Source organism: Streptomyces sp. NPDC058525 (genome assembly GCF_042719495.1).
Classification (GTDB): Bacteria; Actinomycetota; Actinomycetes; order Streptomycetales; family Streptomycetaceae; genus Streptomyces.
Window position 1 is genome coordinate 1 of the sequence record NZ_JBHXNP010000047.1, and the last position, 18269, is coordinate 18269.

General features: G+C 71.4%; 18 protein-coding genes and 3 pseudogenes. 11 read left to right on the top strand and 10 right to left on the bottom strand.

The genetic code is table 11. From position 1 onward, the window contains the following. Window positions 1-105: 105 nt before the first annotated feature. Entirely contained in the window at window positions 106-2277 is a 2172-nt protein-coding gene (locus ACFWP3_RS21935; RefSeq protein ID WP_384223607.1) for a TerD family protein, read from the bottom strand. 306 nt (window positions 2278-2583) lie between these two features. Between ACFWP3_RS21935 and ACFWP3_RS21940 the strand changes: the two genes are divergently transcribed. From ACFWP3_RS21940 to ACFWP3_RS21950, 3 genes are all read left to right on the top strand, one after another. Next, window positions 2584-3057, top strand: coding sequence for a subtilase-type protease inhibitor (locus ACFWP3_RS21940; RefSeq protein ID WP_384223609.1), 474 nt, complete (start codon window positions 2584-2586; stop codon window positions 3055-3057). Window positions 3058-3318: 261 nt separating this feature from the next. Continuing rightward, window positions 3319-4263, top strand: coding sequence for an ornithine cyclodeaminase family protein (locus ACFWP3_RS21945; protein ID WP_384223612.1), 945 nt, complete (start codon window positions 3319-3321; stop codon window positions 4261-4263). A gap of 465 nt (window positions 4264-4728) precedes the next feature. After that, entirely contained in the window at window positions 4729-5358 is a 630-nt protein-coding gene (locus tag ACFWP3_RS21950) for a DUF4190 domain-containing protein (RefSeq protein WP_384223614.1), read from the top strand. 18 nt (window positions 5359-5376) lie between these two features. On the opposite strand, the gene ACFWP3_RS21955 is transcribed toward ACFWP3_RS21950, so the two are convergent. After that, window positions 5377-6492, bottom strand: coding sequence for an AI-2E family transporter (locus ACFWP3_RS21955; RefSeq protein WP_384223617.1), 1116 nt, complete (start codon window positions 6490-6492; stop codon window positions 5377-5379). An 88-nt stretch (window positions 6493-6580) separates the two neighbouring features. Here ACFWP3_RS21955 and ACFWP3_RS21960 point away from each other — a divergent pair. From ACFWP3_RS21960 to ACFWP3_RS21970, 3 genes and pseudogenes are all read left to right on the top strand, one after another. After that, window positions 6581-7384: pseudogene (locus ACFWP3_RS21960) on the top strand (alpha/beta fold hydrolase). Then, on the top strand, window positions 7384-8676 hold the full coding sequence (locus ACFWP3_RS21965) for a PP2C family protein-serine/threonine phosphatase (protein WP_384223619.1): 1293 nt from the start codon (window positions 7384-7386) through the stop codon (window positions 8674-8676). The pseudogene ACFWP3_RS21960 and the gene ACFWP3_RS21965 overlap by 1 nt, the downstream one beginning before the upstream one ends. A 1-nt stretch (window position 8677) precedes the next feature. Next, window positions 8678-9034, top strand: a complete 357-nt coding sequence (locus ACFWP3_RS21970) for an STAS domain-containing protein (RefSeq protein WP_384223621.1) — start codon at window positions 8678-8680, stop codon at window positions 9032-9034. A gap of 55 nt (window positions 9035-9089) precedes the next feature. Here the strand turns inward: ACFWP3_RS21970 and ACFWP3_RS21975 are convergent, their stop codons facing one another. The 4 genes and pseudogenes from ACFWP3_RS21975 to ACFWP3_RS21990 form a co-directional block, all read right to left on the bottom strand. After that, window positions 9090-9332 carry a protealysin inhibitor emfourin gene (locus ACFWP3_RS21975; protein ID WP_384223624.1) on the bottom strand — a complete coding sequence of 81 codons (243 nt, stop codon included), beginning with the start codon at window positions 9330-9332 and terminating at the stop codon, window positions 9090-9092. A gap of 149 nt (window positions 9333-9481) precedes the next feature. Next, window positions 9482-9721: pseudogene (locus tag ACFWP3_RS21980) on the bottom strand (sensor histidine kinase); the annotation flags it as partial. 4 nt (window positions 9722-9725) lie between these two features. Next, a pseudogene (locus tag ACFWP3_RS21985) lies at window positions 9726-10103 on the bottom strand (VanZ family protein); the annotation flags it as partial. A gap of 124 nt (window positions 10104-10227) precedes the next feature. Beyond that, window positions 10228-11640, bottom strand: coding sequence for an alpha/beta hydrolase family protein (locus tag ACFWP3_RS21990; protein WP_384223627.1), 1413 nt, complete (start codon window positions 11638-11640; stop codon window positions 10228-10230). Window positions 11641-11915: 275 nt separating this feature from the next. Between ACFWP3_RS21990 and ACFWP3_RS21995 the strand changes: the two genes are divergently transcribed. Further along, a complete protein-coding gene (locus ACFWP3_RS21995; protein ID WP_384223630.1) occupies window positions 11916-12737 on the top strand; it encodes a class I SAM-dependent methyltransferase in 822 nt (273 codons plus the stop codon). A 6-nt stretch (window positions 12738-12743) separates the two neighbouring features. Here ACFWP3_RS21995 and ACFWP3_RS22000 read toward each other — a convergent pair whose 3' ends face one another. After that, the gene (locus tag ACFWP3_RS22000) at window positions 12744-13052 is read right to left on the bottom strand and encodes a GPI anchored serine-threonine rich family protein (RefSeq protein ID WP_384223632.1); all 309 of its coding nucleotides are present in this window, start codon (window positions 13050-13052) and stop codon (window positions 12744-12746) included. 69 nt (window positions 13053-13121) lie between these two features. Here ACFWP3_RS22000 and ACFWP3_RS22005 point away from each other — a divergent pair, with 69 nt between their 5' ends. The 3 genes from ACFWP3_RS22005 to ACFWP3_RS22015 are packed head-to-tail and all read left to right on the top strand — an operon-like array spanning window position 13122 to window position 15124. Then, window positions 13122-14339 (top strand): hypothetical protein, encoded by a 1218-nt coding sequence (locus ACFWP3_RS22005; RefSeq protein WP_384223635.1) that lies wholly within the window; start codon window positions 13122-13124, stop codon window positions 14337-14339. A 51-nt stretch (window positions 14340-14390) separates the two neighbouring features. Further along, on the top strand, window positions 14391-14888 hold the full coding sequence (locus tag ACFWP3_RS22010; protein WP_384223637.1) for a DUF2975 domain-containing protein: 498 nt from the start codon (window positions 14391-14393) through the stop codon (window positions 14886-14888). Continuing rightward, window positions 14888-15124, top strand: coding sequence for a helix-turn-helix domain-containing protein (locus tag ACFWP3_RS22015; RefSeq protein WP_384223640.1), 237 nt, complete (start codon window positions 14888-14890; stop codon window positions 15122-15124). The genes ACFWP3_RS22010 and ACFWP3_RS22015 overlap by 1 nt, the downstream gene beginning before the upstream one ends. A gap of 18 nt (window positions 15125-15142) precedes the next feature. Here ACFWP3_RS22015 and ACFWP3_RS22020 read toward each other — a convergent pair whose 3' ends face one another. Continuing rightward, window positions 15143-15577, bottom strand: coding sequence for a VOC family protein (locus ACFWP3_RS22020; RefSeq protein WP_384223642.1), 435 nt, complete (start codon window positions 15575-15577; stop codon window positions 15143-15145). 19 nt (window positions 15578-15596) lie between these two features. Continuing rightward, the gene (locus ACFWP3_RS22025; protein ID WP_384223645.1) at window positions 15597-16247 is read right to left on the bottom strand and encodes an SRPBCC family protein; all 651 of its coding nucleotides are present in this window, start codon (window positions 16245-16247) and stop codon (window positions 15597-15599) included. A 157-nt stretch (window positions 16248-16404) separates the two neighbouring features. On the opposite strand from ACFWP3_RS22025, the gene ACFWP3_RS22030 reads away from it, so the two are divergent. Further along, window positions 16405-17076: a TetR/AcrR family transcriptional regulator gene (locus ACFWP3_RS22030; protein WP_384223647.1), complete on the top strand. Its 672-nt coding sequence runs from the start codon at window positions 16405-16407 to the stop codon at window positions 17074-17076. Window positions 17077-17101: 25 nt separating this feature from the next. Here ACFWP3_RS22030 and sbnA read toward each other — a convergent pair whose 3' ends face one another. After that, complete coding sequence (gene sbnA, locus ACFWP3_RS22035) at window positions 17102-18082, bottom strand: 2,3-diaminopropionate biosynthesis protein SbnA (protein ID WP_384223650.1); 981 nt, start codon at window positions 18080-18082, stop codon at window positions 17102-17104. Window positions 18083-18269: the final 187 nt, after the last annotated feature.

The window sequence follows — 18269 nt, forward strand, 5'->3', positions numbered from 1 at the left end:
GCCACGACCACCACAGCCAACCCGTCGACCGGCAGAAACACTGCAGGTCATCGCGGCCGTCGCACCCCCACCAGACCCCTAAATCAACGGCATTGACGTTAACAGTCAGGCGGGGATCAGGTCACGCAGGTTTTCGGGAGTGACGATCCGGGACCGCGGGTGCAGCCCGGCGGGGCGCTCCAGGCCGATGTAGGTGACGGGCCCGGCCGGGGGCGTCTTGCCGTCCCACAGGGTGACCGTCGTCGTGCTGCCGGTCATCAGCTCGGTGAGGTGGCGCACGGTGAGCTGCTCGCGCTCGACGATGCCGCGCAGCAGCGTCGCGACGGTCGCCCGGTTGCCCTCGACCGTGTTCGACGACGGGGTCCCCTTCAGGTAGAGGTGCAGCCACTTGGCGCGCCACCGGCCGTCGGACGCGCGCAGGAAGACCAGCGGCAGGGCGACCCGGCCGGGACCGCGCAGTTCGGACTTCATCCGTACCGTGCGCGGCTCGAACGGGCGTCCCTGCTGCTCGCCCTCGCGCAGCATGAACCCGAAGAAGGACTCCTCGACCTCCTCGAAGCCCTCCCCGGAGTAGAGGTTGACCTGCGGGACGATGCAAGCGGCGCGTACGGCGTCCAGCCGCAGGTTGATGAACTCCGAAGCCCCGTCCGGGGCGTCGGTGATGTCGCCGGAGTGCTCGCCCCCGACCCCGCTCAGGTTGGTGTACGACAGCCAGGAGGCGGTGGAGTAGTCGGCGTTCAGGAGCGCAGCCGACAGGTCGTAGTCCGTGGAGCGCTCGCTCTGCTTCCAGTACACGAAGAAGCGCAGCAGGTCTCCGTCGACGCGGGACACCGAGCCGCGCGGCAGCACCCCGAGCCCGGACGCGGTGGCCTTGCCGCTGAGCGGCAGCGCCACGTCCAGCACGTCCGGGTCGATGAGCAGGTGGTCCGCGGTGGGCATCCGGCGGCGCAGCTCCGCGTCGAGCGCGGCGATCAGCCGCCTGCGCTCGGGCGCGAACACCGGTCGGCGGACGTCGTCGGTGACCCAGGCCCGGCCGTGGCGGTTGACGAACACGCGCTGCTCGCCGGTCTCGTGCTCGCGGTTGTGCAGGTGCTGGCGCACCGACAGCACGACCCGGCCGGAGACGCCGGCCACGACCTGCTCGGCGGCGGCCACCACGATGTCGCGCTCGTGCTGCGTGATCGAGTCGCGCAGCAGCTGGTCCAGGGCGCGGAAGAGCTTGCCGGGAGCGGCCTTCAACAGTTCGACGGCCGCGGTGGTCTCGCCCCGGGCGAGCAGCTCCTCGACCCGGCTGTCCAGGGAGCGGGCCGTCTTCTCACCGCGGGCGACGGCGAACACCTCGGCCGCGTGGGGCCACTGCGGGTACTCGTGCGGGTGCAGCCGCTCGCCGAGCCGCTTCCACATCTCGCGGTGGGCGTGGACGTCGGCGAGCTTGGCCGGCGCCTCGGCGACGACCGCGTCGAGGCCCGCGAGCAGCGCCCGGCGCACCGACCGGGGCAGGGTGCGCAGCCGCGTCGGCTCCTGCAGGGTCACGTCGCCGCCCACGAGCGCGCAGGCCAGGCGGAGCACATCGGTGACCGTGTCCAGCAGCAGACCCGCACCGGCCATCAGGCGGGCCTGGTTGACCACGGCGCGGTTCTCCCGTACGGGGATCTCGGCGGGCTGCGGCCCGTCGGCGCAGTGGCCGGCGAGGTCCCGCAGGTCGCGCAGGCCGTCCTCGCCGAGCGGGGTGGTGCTGCCGGCCAGCGCCAGGTAGAGGGCGCCGATCTCGTCGTCGAGGGCGCCGCCCAGGTGAAGGACCGTCATACGGTCTCCGGCCGCGGCGATCAGCTCGTCGTGGTGGGCGAGCATCTCGGCGTAGGTGTGCCGGTAGTTCCCGTACGAGGGGAGGGTGAGCAAGTTCACCAGACCGGTGCTCAGCTGGTCCAGCGTGCTCGCGCGCGTCTCCTCGTCGGCGAGGGCGTCGGCGATGCAGCTCATCCAGAAGCCGAAGGTGTCCGGCACGTTGGCGGGGAAGTCGATGAAGTACACGTTGTGCCGGACGTGGTCGCCGGCCATCTCCCGTACGGTTCCCAGCGTCCGTACGGCGGTCTCGACGACCGCGCCCTCGCAGAGCCCCGACAGGTGCGCGAGCAGCTCGGCGGAGAGCTTGAAGCCCGCGGACATCAGCGCGGCGTCGAACTGCTGCGCCGCGACGGCGCCTTCCCCGACGGGTCCCGCGGGGGCGGGGATGCGATGGGTGTGCCGGATGACCAGGGGTTCGAGTCGGTGGACCATCCCGGGATGATCCCAGGGCGGGTCGAGCGGCCGCACCCGGTTTTCGCGGGACGCGCACCGGCACTATCCGGTCAGCCTGGGTGGACGTTCGATGAACAGCGCTCGGCCGACAGCAGGTCAACGGCCTGCATACGGCTGCCCCGTCGGGCGTAACCCTCCGCTTTCGCACGATCGCGAAGGGGTGCATCCCCGGTCCGAGCTGCCAGAACGACCATTCGGTCGCCGATAATCGAACGAGATGTCTGTAAATCGGTGTTCGATGTGCGTGCGCCCTTCGCACCCGACAGACTCGGCAGCGTCCGGTCGATGAATCGCAGTCAACAGCTGCATCATCCCTTCGAATTGAAAGAGAGTTCTGTCGTGCGTCACCGCATCGCTGCCGTCTCCGCCGTCGCCCTTCTGACCCTGGCCGGTGCCACCGGCATCGCGGAGGCACAGCCCGCCAGCCTGTACGCCCCCTCCGCCGTGGTCCTGACCGTCGCTCAGGGCGAGGACGCGCAGACCGTCGCGCGGGCGTCGACCCTCAGCTGCGCCCCGACCGCCCAGGGAACCCACCCCGACCCCACCGCGGCCTGTGCGGCCCTCGCCGCCACCGCCGGCAGCCTCGACACCCTCCTGGCCGCCCCGGACACGAACCGCGCCTGTCCGATGCACTACGCCCCAGTCACCGTCACCGCGGACGGCGTCTGGCAGGGCAACCGCATCTCCTGGAAGCACACCTTCGGCAACGCGTGCACCATGTCGGCGACCCTCAACGGAAACGCCGTCTTCGCGTTCTGACCCCACCTCGCAGGCCGTCCGCCCCGCGCGTCCGCCCCCGCCCCTTCCCCGGGCGGGGGCGGCCGCGCGTACGGCCGCGGCGCCGGCCCGCACAACGCGGAGCACGCTCAGTCGATGCAGAACTCGTTGCCCGCGATGCACTCCGCCTCGAGTGCGGCGAGGCGCTCCGGTTCCGCGCAGTCAAAGGTGACTTGGAACTTCTTGGCCGCTGGCATCGGCGCACCATACCAACGGGTCTCCGCCCTGAGAGATCATGGGTGGGTGACCCGTCTACTGACCCGAAGCGACCTCGAAGCCGTGCTCGACCCGGTGTCCTGCATGGCCGCCCTGCGCGACGGCTTCCGTGCCGTCGCCTCCCCGGTCGCCGGGCAGCGGATCCGCACCGACCTGCCCTTTCCCGGTACGGCCACGGCCCTGATCCCCGGTGTACTGCCCGGGATCGACGCGTACACGGTGAAGGTCAACGCCAAGTTCCCGGCAGCCCGGCCGGCTCTGCGGGGTGTGATCTGCCTGCACAGCGGGCACGACGGGGAGCTGCTCGCGCTGATGGATTCCGCGACCGTCACCGCGTGGCGCACCGGACTGGCCGCGGCCCTCGGAACGGACCTTCTGGCAGGCCCCGCCTCCGCGGAAGGCGAGGTGCTCGGAGTGATCGGCGCGGGCGCACAGGCCGAGCTCATGGTGCAAGGCCTGAGCACCCTGCGCCGGCACCGCGACCTGGTCGTCCACGACGCGGATCCGGATCGCGCCGACGCCTTCGCCGCACGCCACGGCGGCCGCCCCCTGCCGTCCGCCACGGCGGTCGCCGCGGCCGCGCACATCGTCCTGCTCGCCACCTGGTCACGCTCACCGGTACTCCGGCTCGCGGACACGCGGCCGGGGCAGCACCTCACGAGCCTGGGAGCCGACGAGCCGGGCAAGCAGGAACTCTCCGCCGACGTACTGGAGTCCGCACTCCTCGTCGTCGACGACCGGGAACTCGCCGCGGCCATGGGCGCGCCGGCGGCCGCCGGCCTCCCGGCCTCGGCGGCCCACGCCACACTCGGCGAGGTGCTGCGCGGCGAGCACCCGGGACGCACCAGCGCGACGGCCCGCTCCGTCTACGCGCCCGTCGGACTTCCCTGGCAGGACCTCGCCGTGGCGTGGACCGCGTACCGACGGGCGGAGCAGCACGACATCGGCCGGCAGATCGACTTGCTCTCCTGACCGCCGCCCGCCCGACGTGCCGCGTCGACGGCGAGCCAACAGGGCGAGCGGCTCCGGCAGGACGCCTCCGGCTCCGGGGCGTAGCGTGGAGATCAGAGCACCATCGGCAGGCAGGCGTCGTCGGTGTGGACGACATGCACGCCGCCGGCCGAAGGCACGAGGTCGAGTTTCACGTTCCTCTGTGCAAGGAGCGTCACGCGCATGACCTTCCCACCCCCGCCGCCACCGTCGTCCCCCGAGCCGAAGCCGGGCTGGGGGCCGCACGGACCGCCCGGCCAGCAACCGCCCCCGCCCCCACCCGGTCAGTACCCGCCGCCGCCACCCCCACCACCTGGTCAGTACCCGCCGCCGCCCCCGCCCGGTCAGTACCCGCCGCCGCCAGGACAGCCCCCCGGGCCCTACGGTGGCCCGACGGGCTGGTACGCGCCACCGGATCAGTCGGAGAAGACCAACACGCTGGCCATCGTGGCCTTCATCATGTCGGTCCTCTGCGCGATCCCCCTGGTCCCGCTGATCCTCGGCATCATCGCCCTCCACCAGATCCGCGCGCGGCACCAGAGGGGCAGGGGTTTCGCCATCGCCGCGATCGTCATCCACTGCGCGACCCTCGTGCTCTACGCCCTCGCGGTGGTCTTCGGATTCTCCGCGCTGGACGACGAGCCGAAGCGCGACACCACCGGCCAGGTCACCGAGGAGGGCTCCAGCGCGATCGAGGACCTCCGGACGGGGGACTGCTTCAACACGGACAACGACTTGGCGGGGTTCCAGGACGAGGCCGGTGTGGACGCTCCCTTCACGGTCACCGTCCTGCCCTGCGACCAGCCGCACGAGGGGGAGACGTACGCCGTCTTCGACCTGGACGACGGACCGTACCCGGGCAAGGAGGCGGTCACGGCGACCACCGAGGAACGGTGCTCGGGCACGGTGCTCACCGACTACGTGGGCCCGTCCGCGACCCTTCCGGACAACCTGGAGATCTTCATCTACTTCCCGTCCGAGGACACCTGGGGCCGTGGAGACCGCGAGGTCACCTGCTTCCTGGGTGACAGAAGCGGCTCCAGCACCGGCTCGGTCCGGGAGACCATCAGTTCCTGAACGGCTCGTTGGGACCGCCTAGGACGGGACGGGAGCCGCGGGCAGTGGTTCGCCGGCCTCCGGCTCCTGTGGTGGTTCGCTGATCTGCTCGCGCAGGTAGTTCCAGAAGACGGCGACCAGCGCGGCCGCCGGTACGGCCAACAGGCTGCCCACGACGCCGGCCAGGCTGCCGCCCAGCGTGACCGCCAGCAGGATCACCGCCGCGTGGAGACCGAGACCGCGGCTCTGGATCATGGGCTGGAACACGTTGCCTTCGAGCTGCTGCACCGCCACGATGATCGCCAGCACGATCAGCGCGTCCGTCAGACCGTTCGACACCAGCGCGATGAGCACCGCCACCAGACCGGCGAACAGGGCTCCCACGATCGGCACGAACGCCGAGACGAAGGTCAGAACCGCCAGCGGCAGCACGAGGGGTACGCCCACGATCCACAGGCCCAGGCCGATGAACACGGCGTCGAGGAGGCCCACGAAGGCCTGTGAGCGGACGAACGAGCCCAGGGTCTGCCAGCTGCGCGCGGCCACGACCGGGATGTCGGTGGCGAGCCGGCCGGGGAGCTGGCGGGTGAGCCACGGCAGGAAGCGGGGGCCGTCCTTGAGGAAGAAGAACATCAGGAACAGCGCCAGCACGGCGGTGATCAGGCCGTTGAAGACGGTGCTCACCCCGGTGGCGACGGTGGAGACCGCGCTGCCGACGCTGTTCTGGAGACGGGCCATCGCGGCGTCGAAGGCGCCCGAGATCTGGTCGTCGCCGATGTTCAGGGGAGGACCGGCCGCCCACTCGCGCAGCCGTTGGATGCCCGCGGAGACACCGTCGACCAGTTCGCCCGACTGGGACGCCACGGGCACGGCGATCAGTGCCACGATGCCCGCGCTGACCAAGAGGAAAAGGACGGTTACCACGGAGGCGGCCAGGGCGGGCCGCCACCCGCGCCGGCGCAGGTACGCGGCCAGGGGCCAGGTCAGTGTGGTGAGGAACAGGGCGACTATGAGCGGCCAGACGACCGACCACATCCGGCCCAGAACCCACAGGGCCGCCGCCGCCATGACCAGGACCACCAGCACCTCGGCGGAGACCCGTGCCGACGTACGCAGTGCGGCAGCGGCTCGTGCGGAGCTCAATGTGACAGACATGGGGTCACCCTATTCACACCCCGGCCGCACCCGGGCACGGCCGGCGGGATGCCGGCACCGCGCCTGCGGTGGATGACAGGATGTCCGGATGGACGTACTCCGCAGGAACAACGTGAAGGTCAGCGGGTCATCCGGCAGACCCGTGGTCATGCTGGCGCACGGGTTCGGCTGCGATCAGAACATGTGGCGGCTCGTCGAACCCGCCCTGGCCGAGGAATTCCAGGTGGTCCTGTTCGACTACGTGGGCTCGGGCGGCTCCGAGCCGTTCGCCTGGAGCGACGAGCGGTAGGCCTCGCTGGACGGCTACGCCCGCGACGTGACTGAGGTCTGCGAGGCCCTCGACCTGCGGGACGTGGTCTTCGTCGGGCATTCGGTCAGCGCGATGGTCGGAGTCCTGGCGGCCGCCGACGCCCCCGAGCGGCTCTCCTCCCTGGTCATGGTCGGCCCTTCACCCTGCTACATCGACGACGGCGCCTACCGGGGCGGCTTCAGCGCCGAGGACATCGACGAGTTGCTGGAGTCGCTCGAGTCCAACTACCTCGGCTGGTCGGCCGCCATGGCGCCGGTGATCATGGGCAACCCGGAGCGGCCGGAACTGGGCGAGGAGCTGACCAACAGCTTCTGCGCCACCGATCCGGCCAAGGCCCGCGTGTTCGCCCGCACCACGTTCCTCTCCGACAGCCGCGGCGACCTGAAGTCGGTGGGCGTGCCGACGCTGGTGCTCGAATGCACGCAGGACGTGATCGCACCGCGAGAGGTCGGCGCGTACGTTCACGCGGCCATCCCCGGCAGCCGCCTGATCACCCTTGACGCGACGGGCCATTGCCCCCAGCTGAGCGCCCCCGAGGCCACCACCTCGGCCATCAGGGCGTTCGTCCGGAACCCGCGGTGATGTGCCGCACCGCCCAGAACCCGGAGCACCCGGAGGGTGAGAAGGAGGCGACCGACGCCGCGTTCTCCATCCTGCTGGAGGACACCGCCGAGGAACTTTACGAGTCGGCGCCCTGCGGCTACCTGTCCACCCTGATGGACGGCACCATCGCCAAGGTCAACGGGACGCTCCTGGACTGGCTCGGCCTCACGCGCGAGGCCGTCGTGGGCCGCAAACGCTTCACCGACCTGCTGAGCGTCGGCGGCAAGCTCTACCACGAGACGCATTTCGCGCCGCTGCTGCGCCTACAGGGAAAGATCGGCGAGATCGCGTTGGAGCTCAGGGCGTCCGACGGCAGACGGCTTCCCGTCCTGGTCTCCGCCACGGTGAAGACGAGCGCCGACGGCGAGCCCATGCTGATCCGCACCACCGTCTTCGACGCCCGGCAGCGCCGCGCCTACGAGAACGAACTGCTCCGCGAACGCAAGGCGGCGGAAGAGGCACGGCGCGAGGCCGTGGCCGACCGGGAACGGCTGCGCGAGGCACTCGCCGTACTGCAGCAGAGCCTGCTGCCCGCCACCCTGCCCGCGGTGCCGGGCATGGAGGCCGCCTCGTACTACCACACGGCCTCCGTCGACAGGCTCGGCGGAGACTTCTACGACCTGTTCCCGCTGGACGACAAGCGCTGGGCGTTCTTCCTCGGAGACGTCTGCGGCAAAGGCCCCCAGGCCGCCGCCGTGACCTCGCTGACCCGCTACACCCTGCGCGCCGCGGCCCTCCACGATCCCGACCCCGCGGCCGCCCTGACCACCCTGAACACCGTGCTCCACGAGCGGTTCACGGGTGAGGACCCGCGCTACTGCACCGCGATCTTCGGCGTGATGGAACCGGACGGCAATGGCGGTACGACGGCCGTCCGCATCGCGTCCGGCGGCCATCCCCCCGCCCTGGTCCTGCGCGCCGAGGGGCGGGCCGACTACCTTCCCACCCCCGGCGGCCTGCTCATCGGCATCCTGCCCGAGCCCCGGTTCACCTCCGCCGAGACCACGCTCGGCCCCGGCGACACCCTCCTGCTCTACACCGACGGCCTCACCGAGGCCCGCACCGGCACGCGCCGCGAGCTCTACGGGGAAGACGCCCTGCGCGCCTTCGCCGCCCGCCACGGCCACGGCGGGCCGCACCGGCTGATCACCGCCCTCACCGCACTCCTGGACGGCTTCGGAGAGGGACTGAACGACGACACCGCCCTCCTCGCCCTCGGCGTACCCCGTCCCCTTCCCGCCTCGCGAGAGCACGACGAGAGCACGATCTGACATGAACGCCTTGACGATCACCATCCGAGACGCCGAGACCGGTCCCGTACTGGGACTCGCGGGCGACCTCGACTACGACCAGGCCCCCCGCCTCCGTCAGGCACTGGAGGCCCTGACCCTGCGACCGGGCCAACGGCTCGTCATGGACCTCTCCCGCATACGGTTCTGCGACTCGAGCGGCATCACCGTACTCATCGTCGCCCGCAACCTCGCCGTGGCCGCCGGAGCGGACATGGCCCTGGCCGGGGTCCCCGACAACACGCTCCGCATCCTGCGCATCGTGGGCCTCGACCAGGTCTTCCCCCTCCACCCCGACGTGGCCACCGCCCTCGCCGACGGCCCTGCCGACCCTTCCTGACGGAGCGTCGCGGCTGTCGCGCGGTGCCAGGCGATACCGTGCGGGCCGCCGGTCGTCAGGCGCCTTCGCCGAGCACCGTGCGGATCAGCGCGCGCTGGGCGTCGGACAGACACGGGTCCTGAACGTCGAGCACCTCGTCGTCGACGGTGATCCGGTAGTGGAAACCGTCGGCCACCGGGGCGACGGCCCGCTGCGCGAGTTCCTCCAGCTCCGCCGTGTCCGCACGGCCCGAGGTGTCGAGCGCGCGGAGCTTCTCGAAGCCGGCCAGGCCTCCGGAACGGGTGACCGTGATCAGCATGGCTGTTCCTCCCTGTTCGCGTGTCGTACGACCGGCACGGTGCGGTCACTGCCTCGCCTGCCCCGAACACCGGCCCCCTGTCACCGAGGCGGGCCCTGACGGCAGGAACGTCCGGAAAGTGCCACTGGGCGACGGGGATGCCTGGATGCCTACGGTGTGCCGGGAAGCCGGACCGTGACGACGAGGCCGCCGGCGGGGCGGGGGACGAGGTCGAGGCTGCCGTCGTGGGCGCGGACAATGCTGTGCACGATGGCCAGTCCGAGACCGACGCCGGCGTGTTCGTCGGTGCGTACGCGGTCCGTTGCGCGCCGGAAGGGTTCGGTGAGGGTCGGGACGAGTTCGGGTGGGAGCCGTCGGCGCGTGTTCTCGACCCGCAGGACGCTCGTACCGCCGGCTCACCCGGCCGGGCACGATGCCGGCCCCGGAGCCCGGCATCATGGTCATCCAGACGAACGGCACCGTCCCGTGGACCATGCCCACCTCGGCCAGCGACAGCCGCCACGGCGATGCGACGCCCGCGGCGCGCCGGCGGTGCGCCAGGGCCCACGCCACCAGGACGGCCAGCGGCAGCGCGACCAGCGTCATGAGCACCACACCGTTGAAGGTGTCGAAGCAGCCGTGCCACCGCCCGGCCATGCACGCCGGCGCGGACATCATGAGCGGCCCTCGCAGGACGAACCCGGCGCCGGCGATCCCGAGGACCGCCAGGCCGATGAGCACGATCCGCAGCGCGCGGCGGAGCGGTGGGGGCGGTGATGCGTTGTGGTTCATACGGCCATGGAAGGCGGAGGGCCGTTGCGGTGGCGTATGCGATTTTCGATACGTACGCGATACACGCGGGCCCCGGCGTGGCCGCCGGTGCAGGTGTCGGCGTCTTGGGCCGGTGCACGCCGCGTCAGCTGCCCGGCAACGTGTCCTGCAGCCAGTCGAAGACGACCTCGCAGTGCAGCTGCGGGGCCATGGGGGAGCAGTGCAGCTGCGCGCCCTGCGCCGCCGTCAGCCGCAGGAAGTCCTTGGGCGAGGTGAGCGCGTCGTACATCCGCCGCGGCTGGCCGGGGTAGAACTGCTCGCCCTCGTAGTCCAGCACCAGGGTGGGCGCCTTGATGCGGCCGACGACATCGGTGATGGACAGGGCCTGAATGCGGGTGGCGGGCGTGTAGAAGTCGGTGAACAGCTTGCCCTGGCGGGCGTCGAGCATCGCGGGGATGGAGAACGGCTCGAAGCGCTTCTTCATCACGGCGGCGGCCTCGGGCGGCAGTTCCGGGACGACCTCGTTGTTCCAGATGTCGTTCGTCTCCTGCTTGTCGGGCGTGAGGATCTTGCGGATCTCGGGCGGGAAGCCCAGCCACGGTTCCACGCACCCCGGCATCGCCACGAGCGCGGCGATCCGGCTCTCGAACGCCGCGGCCCGGGGCGCGAGGTCCCCCGCCATGCTCAGACCCGTCAGGGCGATCCTGGCCGGGTCCACCTCGGAGCGGGCCGTCAGCCAGTCCACGAGGGGCGTGACGACCTTCTCCCAGGTGGGCGTGAACACGATCCGGTCGACGAAGAGCAGTTGGCCCTGCCCCGGCCCGTCGTAGACGAGCGCGTTCCAGCCGCGCTCCAGCGCGGCGGGAACCCCGTACGTCCACATGTCGACGTTCTGCCCGTCGCTGCCGTTGGTCAGGATCACGGTGGGGCGGCGGGTGTTCGAGGTGTCGGGCCGGAAGAACCACACCGGCAGCGGCGTCGTGCCGTACGGGACGGTGGCCTTGACGGGGACGGGATCGCACAGGTCGCAGAAGGCGTCCCAGGCCGCGCGGCCGGACCGGTAGAGCTGCTCCTCGCTGCCGGGGTCGTCGGATCCGAGGACGAAGAACAGGGCCTGGCCGTAGTACTGGGCGGCGCGCAGCGCCCGGAACCGCTTCGTCTGGTCGTCGGCCGGGGCGCCGGGCGGGGCCTTGAGGAGCTGGTCACCCAGGGTGCGGAAGGTCTCGACGAACGTTTGCGAGGACAGCCCGTCACGGTTGATGGCGTTGACGGCGGTCAGCACCTCGCCGACTTCGGCGGCGCCCGCGCCGGAGGCGCCGAGCGCGAGGAGCCCGTTGAAGTTGTACTCCGGGTCCTTGAACAGCGTCATCACGCCCGGTGTGATGCCGTCCGCGGCGGTACTGGGCGTGGCGGAGCCGCTGGCGCTGGGGGTGGCGGCGGCCGGGGCGCCGGGCGAGCCCCCGCGGGAGCAGCCCGCCACGAGTGCGGCGCCCGCGCCGGCGGTGAGCAGGGCGCGACGCGAGGGGCCGGAGGGACGGTCGCCTGATATCTGCTTCATGCCATCGGAACGTAGCCCCGACCCGGCGCGCCGACACGCGGTCCGCCGCCCACGGACCGTGCCCCCGCCCTGGCCGTTCCGCCCGCCCGGCCGGCGATTCACCAGGTCGCGGGCCCGTATGCGGTCCGGCTGCCGCCCCGTCCCCGATCCGGCCCGGCGTTGGGCCGTCCGGAGGACCGGGAAGGGGAGGACGTCTCGCGCGGCCGCCGGCCGCCGTCACCCTCCTGGCCTCTGCCCCGGGGCCGCCGAGGGCGTCAGGCGTTAGGTATAGGGACATGAGCAACGAGAACGCGGTCCCCGATGCCCTGAAGGCGAAACACCGTGCGATGTGGGCGCTGGGGGACTACCCCGACGTGGCGACGCGCGTGATCCACGAGCTGGGTGGCGAGCTGGTACGGGCATGCGGCGTCCGCAAGGGCGACCGCGTCCTCGATGTCGCGGCCGGCTCCGGGAACGCGGCCATCCCGGCCGCCCTCCTCGGCGCCGACGTCGTCGCGTCCGACCTCACGCCCGAGCTCCTGGAGGTCGGACGCCACCTCGCCGAGACGAGCGGCGCCCGGCTGGACTGGAGGGAAGCGGACGCGGAAGCACTGCCCTTCGCGGACGGCGAGTTCGACACGGTGATGTCCTGCGTCGGCGTCATGTTCGCCCCGCACCACCAGCAGGCCGCCGACGAACTGGTCCGGGTCTGCCGCCCGGGCGGCACCGTCGGCCTGATCAACTGGACCCCGGAGGGGTTCATCGGGCAGATGTTCGCCACGATGCGCCCCTACGCCCCTCCGCCGCCGCCCGGTGTCCAGCCGCCGCCCCTGTGGGGAGACCCGGAGCACGTGCACGCCCTGCTCGGGGACGGCGTGACGGACGTCGACGCCCGCCGGCAGCGGTTGCGCGTCGACCGGTTCGCGCGGCCGGAGGAGTTCCGGGAGTACTTCAAGGCCTGCTACGGGCCGACCATCGCCACGTACCGCTTCGTCTCGGAAGACCCCGAGCGGGTGGCCGCACTCGACGCGGCCCTCGACGACCTGGCCTCGCGGCACCTCGCCGACGGCGTCATGGAGTGGGAGTACCTCCTGGTGACGGCCCATCGGTCCGCGTGAGCGGGGTCAGGCCGGGGTGATGCGGAAGGGGCGGCTGTACGCGTCGAGCAGACCCTGGCTGGTGACGAGCACCATGTACTCGCCCGCGGGGGTGTCGCCCGGGACGGTCACCGTCACCGACGTCTCGTGCGAGGGCAGCCCTTCGGCGAGGACGGCGCGGGTCACGGTGGAGATGCCGTCGCGCTGCACGAGGTGGATGTCGACCGGGTCGATGGGACCGGTGAGGTACCACCGCACGACGTGCTCCGCCCCGGCGGTCCACTCGGCGCCGTCCGTCGGCGCCGAGACCACGAGGTCGTCCGCGGCGAGCAGCACGGCGGCGTCGGGCCATTGGCCGCCCGGGCGCGTGGTTAGGGGAGGTGGGGGAGTGAGTACCGTCTGTCCATGCACAACTTGGGGCTGGGAGAACAGCGGGGCCATGTGCTCCTCATAGCGGGGGACGCCGCCGTGAGGCGCCGCGGGGTACAGGTGGCGCCGAGCGCCAACGTGGCCGCGCTGGGTGTGGTGCCGGTGTCGGGGCTGCTGAACAGCGGGGTTCCGTGCGACACGACGTACCTGGACGGTGCGCGGGATCCGAACACGGTGCTGATGCGGCTGCGTACGGCCGCTGCCACGTCCGGTCCGCTGCTGGTGTACCTCTCGGGCCGGCTGACGGCCGACCGGCGGGGGAACCGCCTGCACCTGGCGCTGGCCGGGACCACGGCCGGCTCGGTGCGCTACACGGCGCTGCCCTGGGAGTGGCTCGGTACGGAACTGGCCGGGCGCCCGGCCGGGTTGACCACGGTCCTCCTCGACCTCGTGGCCGACAAGGCGGCCTGGCCGCTGCTTCAGCAGTACGGCAGCCTGCCCGCCTCCCCGTCGGCAGAGGTGTACGGAGTCGTCTGCCCGCCCGGCTGGCAGGGCGCGGGCCTGGTCGTGAGCAGCTATACGCGGGCCTGGATCGACCAGTTGAGGGCCAGCCCCACCCGCCCCACCAACCTCCAGTTGCACGCTCTCGCGGTGGGGGCGGCCACCCTGCCCCCCGGCTCGCTCGTCCTTCCCGGTGCCCGCGAGCTCGCCATGGCGAGCTCGTCCGGGTCGGTTCCGGGTCAGGCCGTCCCCCTTCCCGGTGAAGAGCGCGGGCGCGCACAGGCGCCGCAGCCGGCGCAGCAGACCGCGCCCGCGGTCCTGCCCGACGATCCCCGCCCGCACATCCACTCCCTGGCCACGGCGGGCCGGCACGCCGAGGCCGCCCTGCTCGCGCAGGCATGGGAGCAGTACGTGCACCAGACGCACGGGCCGTCCTCGCGCGAGGCGCTGGACTGGGTGGAGATCCGGGCCGATCTGGCCCGGATGGCGGGCGACTTCCGGCTCGCCACCCAGCTGTGGTCCGGTGCCGTCCGCACCCGTCTGGGCAGTCAGGCCCCGGACGCCGCCGACGTGCACGCGGCGGCCGCGGGCGCGCTGTACTGCTGGACGCAGCTCAAGGACGCGGGCGCGGCCCTCGAAACGGGCCCCGACCTCATCCGACTGCTGCGCACGCTACCGGCCCTCGATCCCCGGCACTTGCAGCTGGCCCAGCACCGCCTGGAGTTCCTGCACCGTGAGCCGAGCCGCCGCTGACCAGACCGGAGATCTATTGAATATCGATCGGTATCAATCGATTATCGATGCATGCATCGCTTCTTCATCACCGTGCTGCGCGCCGGCATCGCCACCGCGATCCTCTTCGGCCTCTTCGGTCAGCTCGTCATCATTCCCACGACGGCCGCCGACGAGGTCGACCGCTTCCCGCCGTACGCCCCCTACGCCTTGCCCTACACGCTGGTGGCCATCGCAGGGGTGGCATGCGTCCAGGTCGTCCTCGCGGCGGCATGGAGACTGCTCACCATGGTCGAGCGGGATGCGATCTTCTCGTCGGCGGCCTTCCGGTGGCTCGACGTCATCATCGGCTCCACCATCGCGGCGACACTGCTGGCCCTCGCCGTCACCTGCCACCTGATGCTGGCCGACATCCCGTCCCCCGAGGACGGGATGGAGCTCATCGGCGCCCTGGGAGCCGCGACCGCGGCCACCGGCATGGGGACTTGCCTGGTCATGCTCATCGTCATCATGCGGGGCCTGCTGCTCAAGGCGAACAACATGAAAAGCGAACTCGCCGAGGTGGTCTGATGGCCATCATCGTCGACCTCGACGTGATGCTGGCCCAACGCAAGCTCTCGGTCGCCGAGTTCGCCGCCGCCGTCGGAATCACTCCCGCCAACGTCGCCGTACTGAAGAACGGCCGGGCGAAGGCCGTTCGCTTCACCACGCTCGACGCGATCTGCCGCACGCTCGACTGCCAGCCCGGCGACGTGCTGCGCTGGGTGCCCGACGCGGCGGACGGGGCGGACGAGGGGTCTGGGTAGGGCGCCGGCTCGCGACCGTCAGTCGAGGCAGAACTCGTTGCCCTCGATGTCCTGCATCACGAGGCACGACTCGTTCTCGCCGTCGGCGGGCAGCAACCGCACGCGGACCGCGCCGAGCGGGATCAGCCGTGCGCATTCGGCCTCGAGGGCGGCCAGGCGCTCCTCGCCCACGAGTCCGGCGCCGACCCGTACGTCGATGTGGAGCCGGTTCTTGACGATCTTGCCCTCGGGGACGCGCTGGAAGAACAGCCGAGGACCCACGCCCGAGGGGTCGACACACGCGAACGCCGAACCCTGTCGCTCGGGCGGCAGCGCGCGATCGAACGCGTCCCAGTCGGCGAAACCCTCCGGCGGCGGCGGTACGACGTACCCCAGCACCTCGCACCAGAAGCGAGCGACGCGCTCGGGCTCCGTGCAGTCGAAGGTGATCTGGATCTGCTTGATCGTCGCCATCGGCCCATCATAGGGGCGGTCAGCTCGGCTGGTCGTGGGCGCGGGCTTCGGCGGCGGACTTCAGGTCGCGCAGCCAGGCTTCGAGGCCCTCGCGGAGGATTGCGGTCGCGGTTGGCACGTCCGCCTCGACCTGCGCGCCGGTGTGGGTCTCCTCGGTGCTCACCCGGACGCCACCGCCCCTGACCTTGGTGAAGTTCCATACGTGGACGCCGTCGATGTGCAGCCCTTCGCCGATGGCGGGGCCGGTCCAGCGGATGCACGACTGGTGCTTGAGATGCCGGACCGTCGAGGTGATCTCCAGGGAGGTGGCGGGGGTCGCGGGGTTGGGGGGTATGGGGGTCGTCCACCGGAAGGCCGAACCGCTGCGCAAGGGGCCGTGGTCGAGCCGTGCCACGGTCTCGACGGGGGTCTGCCAGGACGGCCAGCGCTCCACGTCGGTCTGCAGCTTCCAGACGGTGTGCAGCGGAGCGTTGATCACGATCTCGGTCCGGTGGCGGACGAGCGCACCGGAGTCGACGCCTTTCCCGCGGCAGGTGAGGGACGTGGCGGAGCCGGGGTGCGGGGCGAGTGCCCCGGCGGGCGCGGCAGTGGCGCCCAGGAGGCCGAGGGTGAGGGCGAGCGGGACGGCTAACAGTGCGGCGCGGGCGCCGGTGCTGCGGATGCCGGACATGGAGTTCTCCTCTGGGTGGGCGATACGCGATGCCGATAGAGGCTCACGTGTTCGTTAGAAGTTATAACTCCCGTACGGCAGGCGGTCAATGAGAAGCGTGATAGCTTCTCACTAATCCTTGAGGGTGTAGTCGAATCGGCGGGAGCGGTGGCAGGCCATGGCGGCGATGGGCGCGAAGACCCCGCGGGAGCGCTACCGGGAACAGGTACGCGCGGAGATCACGGCCCGCGCCTGGGAGCAGATCGCCACGGCGGGGGCATCCGCGCTCTCCCTCAACGCGATCGCCAAGCAGATGGGCATGAGCGGACCCGCGCTCTACCGCTACTTCGCCGGCCGCGACGAGCTGATCACCGAACTGGTCCGGGAGGCGTACCGCAGCCTCGCCGACACCCTCCGCACGGCCTCCGCGGCCGGGGCCGACCTCGCGGGATTGGCGCACGTCCTGCGCGATTGGGCCCTGGCGGACCCCCAGCGGTACTTCCTCGTCTACGGCACCCCCATCCCCGGCTACCACGCGCCCGCGGACATCACCGCCATCTCCTCCGAGGTCATGACCACGCTGCTCGACGCGTGCGCGGCGCTCGGGGGAGCAGGGGAACCTGCCGCGGACGGCGCTGCGACCCCCTTCGGCGTCTACCTGGAGAGCCATCGGGACTGGGCCGCCGGCCACCCCGCTACGTCCGGGGCCCTCCACCGGTTCCTGACCGTCTGGACCCGTCTGCACGGCGTCCTGTCGCTGGAGCTCGCCGGTCACTTCGCCGGCATGGACCTCGACCCGGCGCAGCTCTTCGCGGCCGAACTGGACGACCTGCTGGCCGACCGCCGCTGAGGTCGCGCGCGGCGCACCCGACAGGTCAGGCCGCTGCGGCGGCCGCGGCCGTCCGGGCCTGGAGGACGTCCTCGCCGTAGAAGTTCCGTACCCAGTCCGTCTGGTAGACGGTTTCGAGGTAGCGCTCGCCGAGGTCGGGGGCGATGGCGACCGCGGTCACCTGCTTCTCCTGCCGGGCCAGCCATTGGGCGGCCCCGTTCACGACGGTGCCGGTCGAGCCGCCGAAGATGAAGCCGTGGCGGGCCAGTTGATGGCACGTACGGATCGTCTCGGCCTCGTTGACGTGTATGACCTCGTCGACGTACGAGGTGTCCAGCAGCGGCGGGCGGATGCTGGTGCCGAGGCCGGGGATCATGCGGCGGCTGGGCTCCTCCCCGAAGGTGGCCGAGCCCTCCGCATCGATCGCGACGATGCGTACCGGGCGGTGCCAGGTGCGGAAGAAGCGGGCGCACCCCATCAGGGTCCCGGTGGTGCCGGCCCCGACGAACAGGACGTCGAGGTCGGGGAAGGCGCGGGCGATGGCCGGTGCGGTGGTGCGGTAGTGGGCCTTGTGGTTGTTGGGGTTGGCGTACTGGTTGAGCCATACATAGCGGTCGTCGGAGGCACACAGGGCGCGGACGTGGTCGATGCGGGCGCCGAGCAGGCCGCCGGTGGGGGAGGGCTCGGTGACGACGTGGATCTCGCAGCCGAGGGCCTCCAGGAGCAGCCGGGTCGCCAGGTTGCAGCGCGAATCGGTCACGCACACGAACCGGTAGCCCTTGCTCGCGGCGATCATGCTCAGCGCCACGCCGAGGTTGCCCGAGGAGGACTCGACCAGGATCGAGCCGGGGGTGAGCAGGCCGTCGCGCTCGGCGGCCTCGACCATCGCCGTGGCGGCCTTGAGCTTGATGGACCCCGCGAAGTTGAATCCCTCGCACTTGAGGAACAGCCGGTGCCCGCTGATCGCCTCGAGGTCGACGTAGAGGTCGTCCGTGTTGAATTCCTGGGGGGTGGATATGACCGGCATGGGCACCTCCTGGTATGCGCTCACGTCGGCTCTGGTGCCACTGGCTCGTGTGGGCGGCTCGGAGAAGACCTCGGCTGCTGCGACGTCTTCGGGACCCCTCCAGTACGCGTGCTGACCTGCGGCTCTGTCATGTCACCCGATCTCGGGACTTGACGCCGTGCGCGATCACGGGTAGGCGCCGGACCGG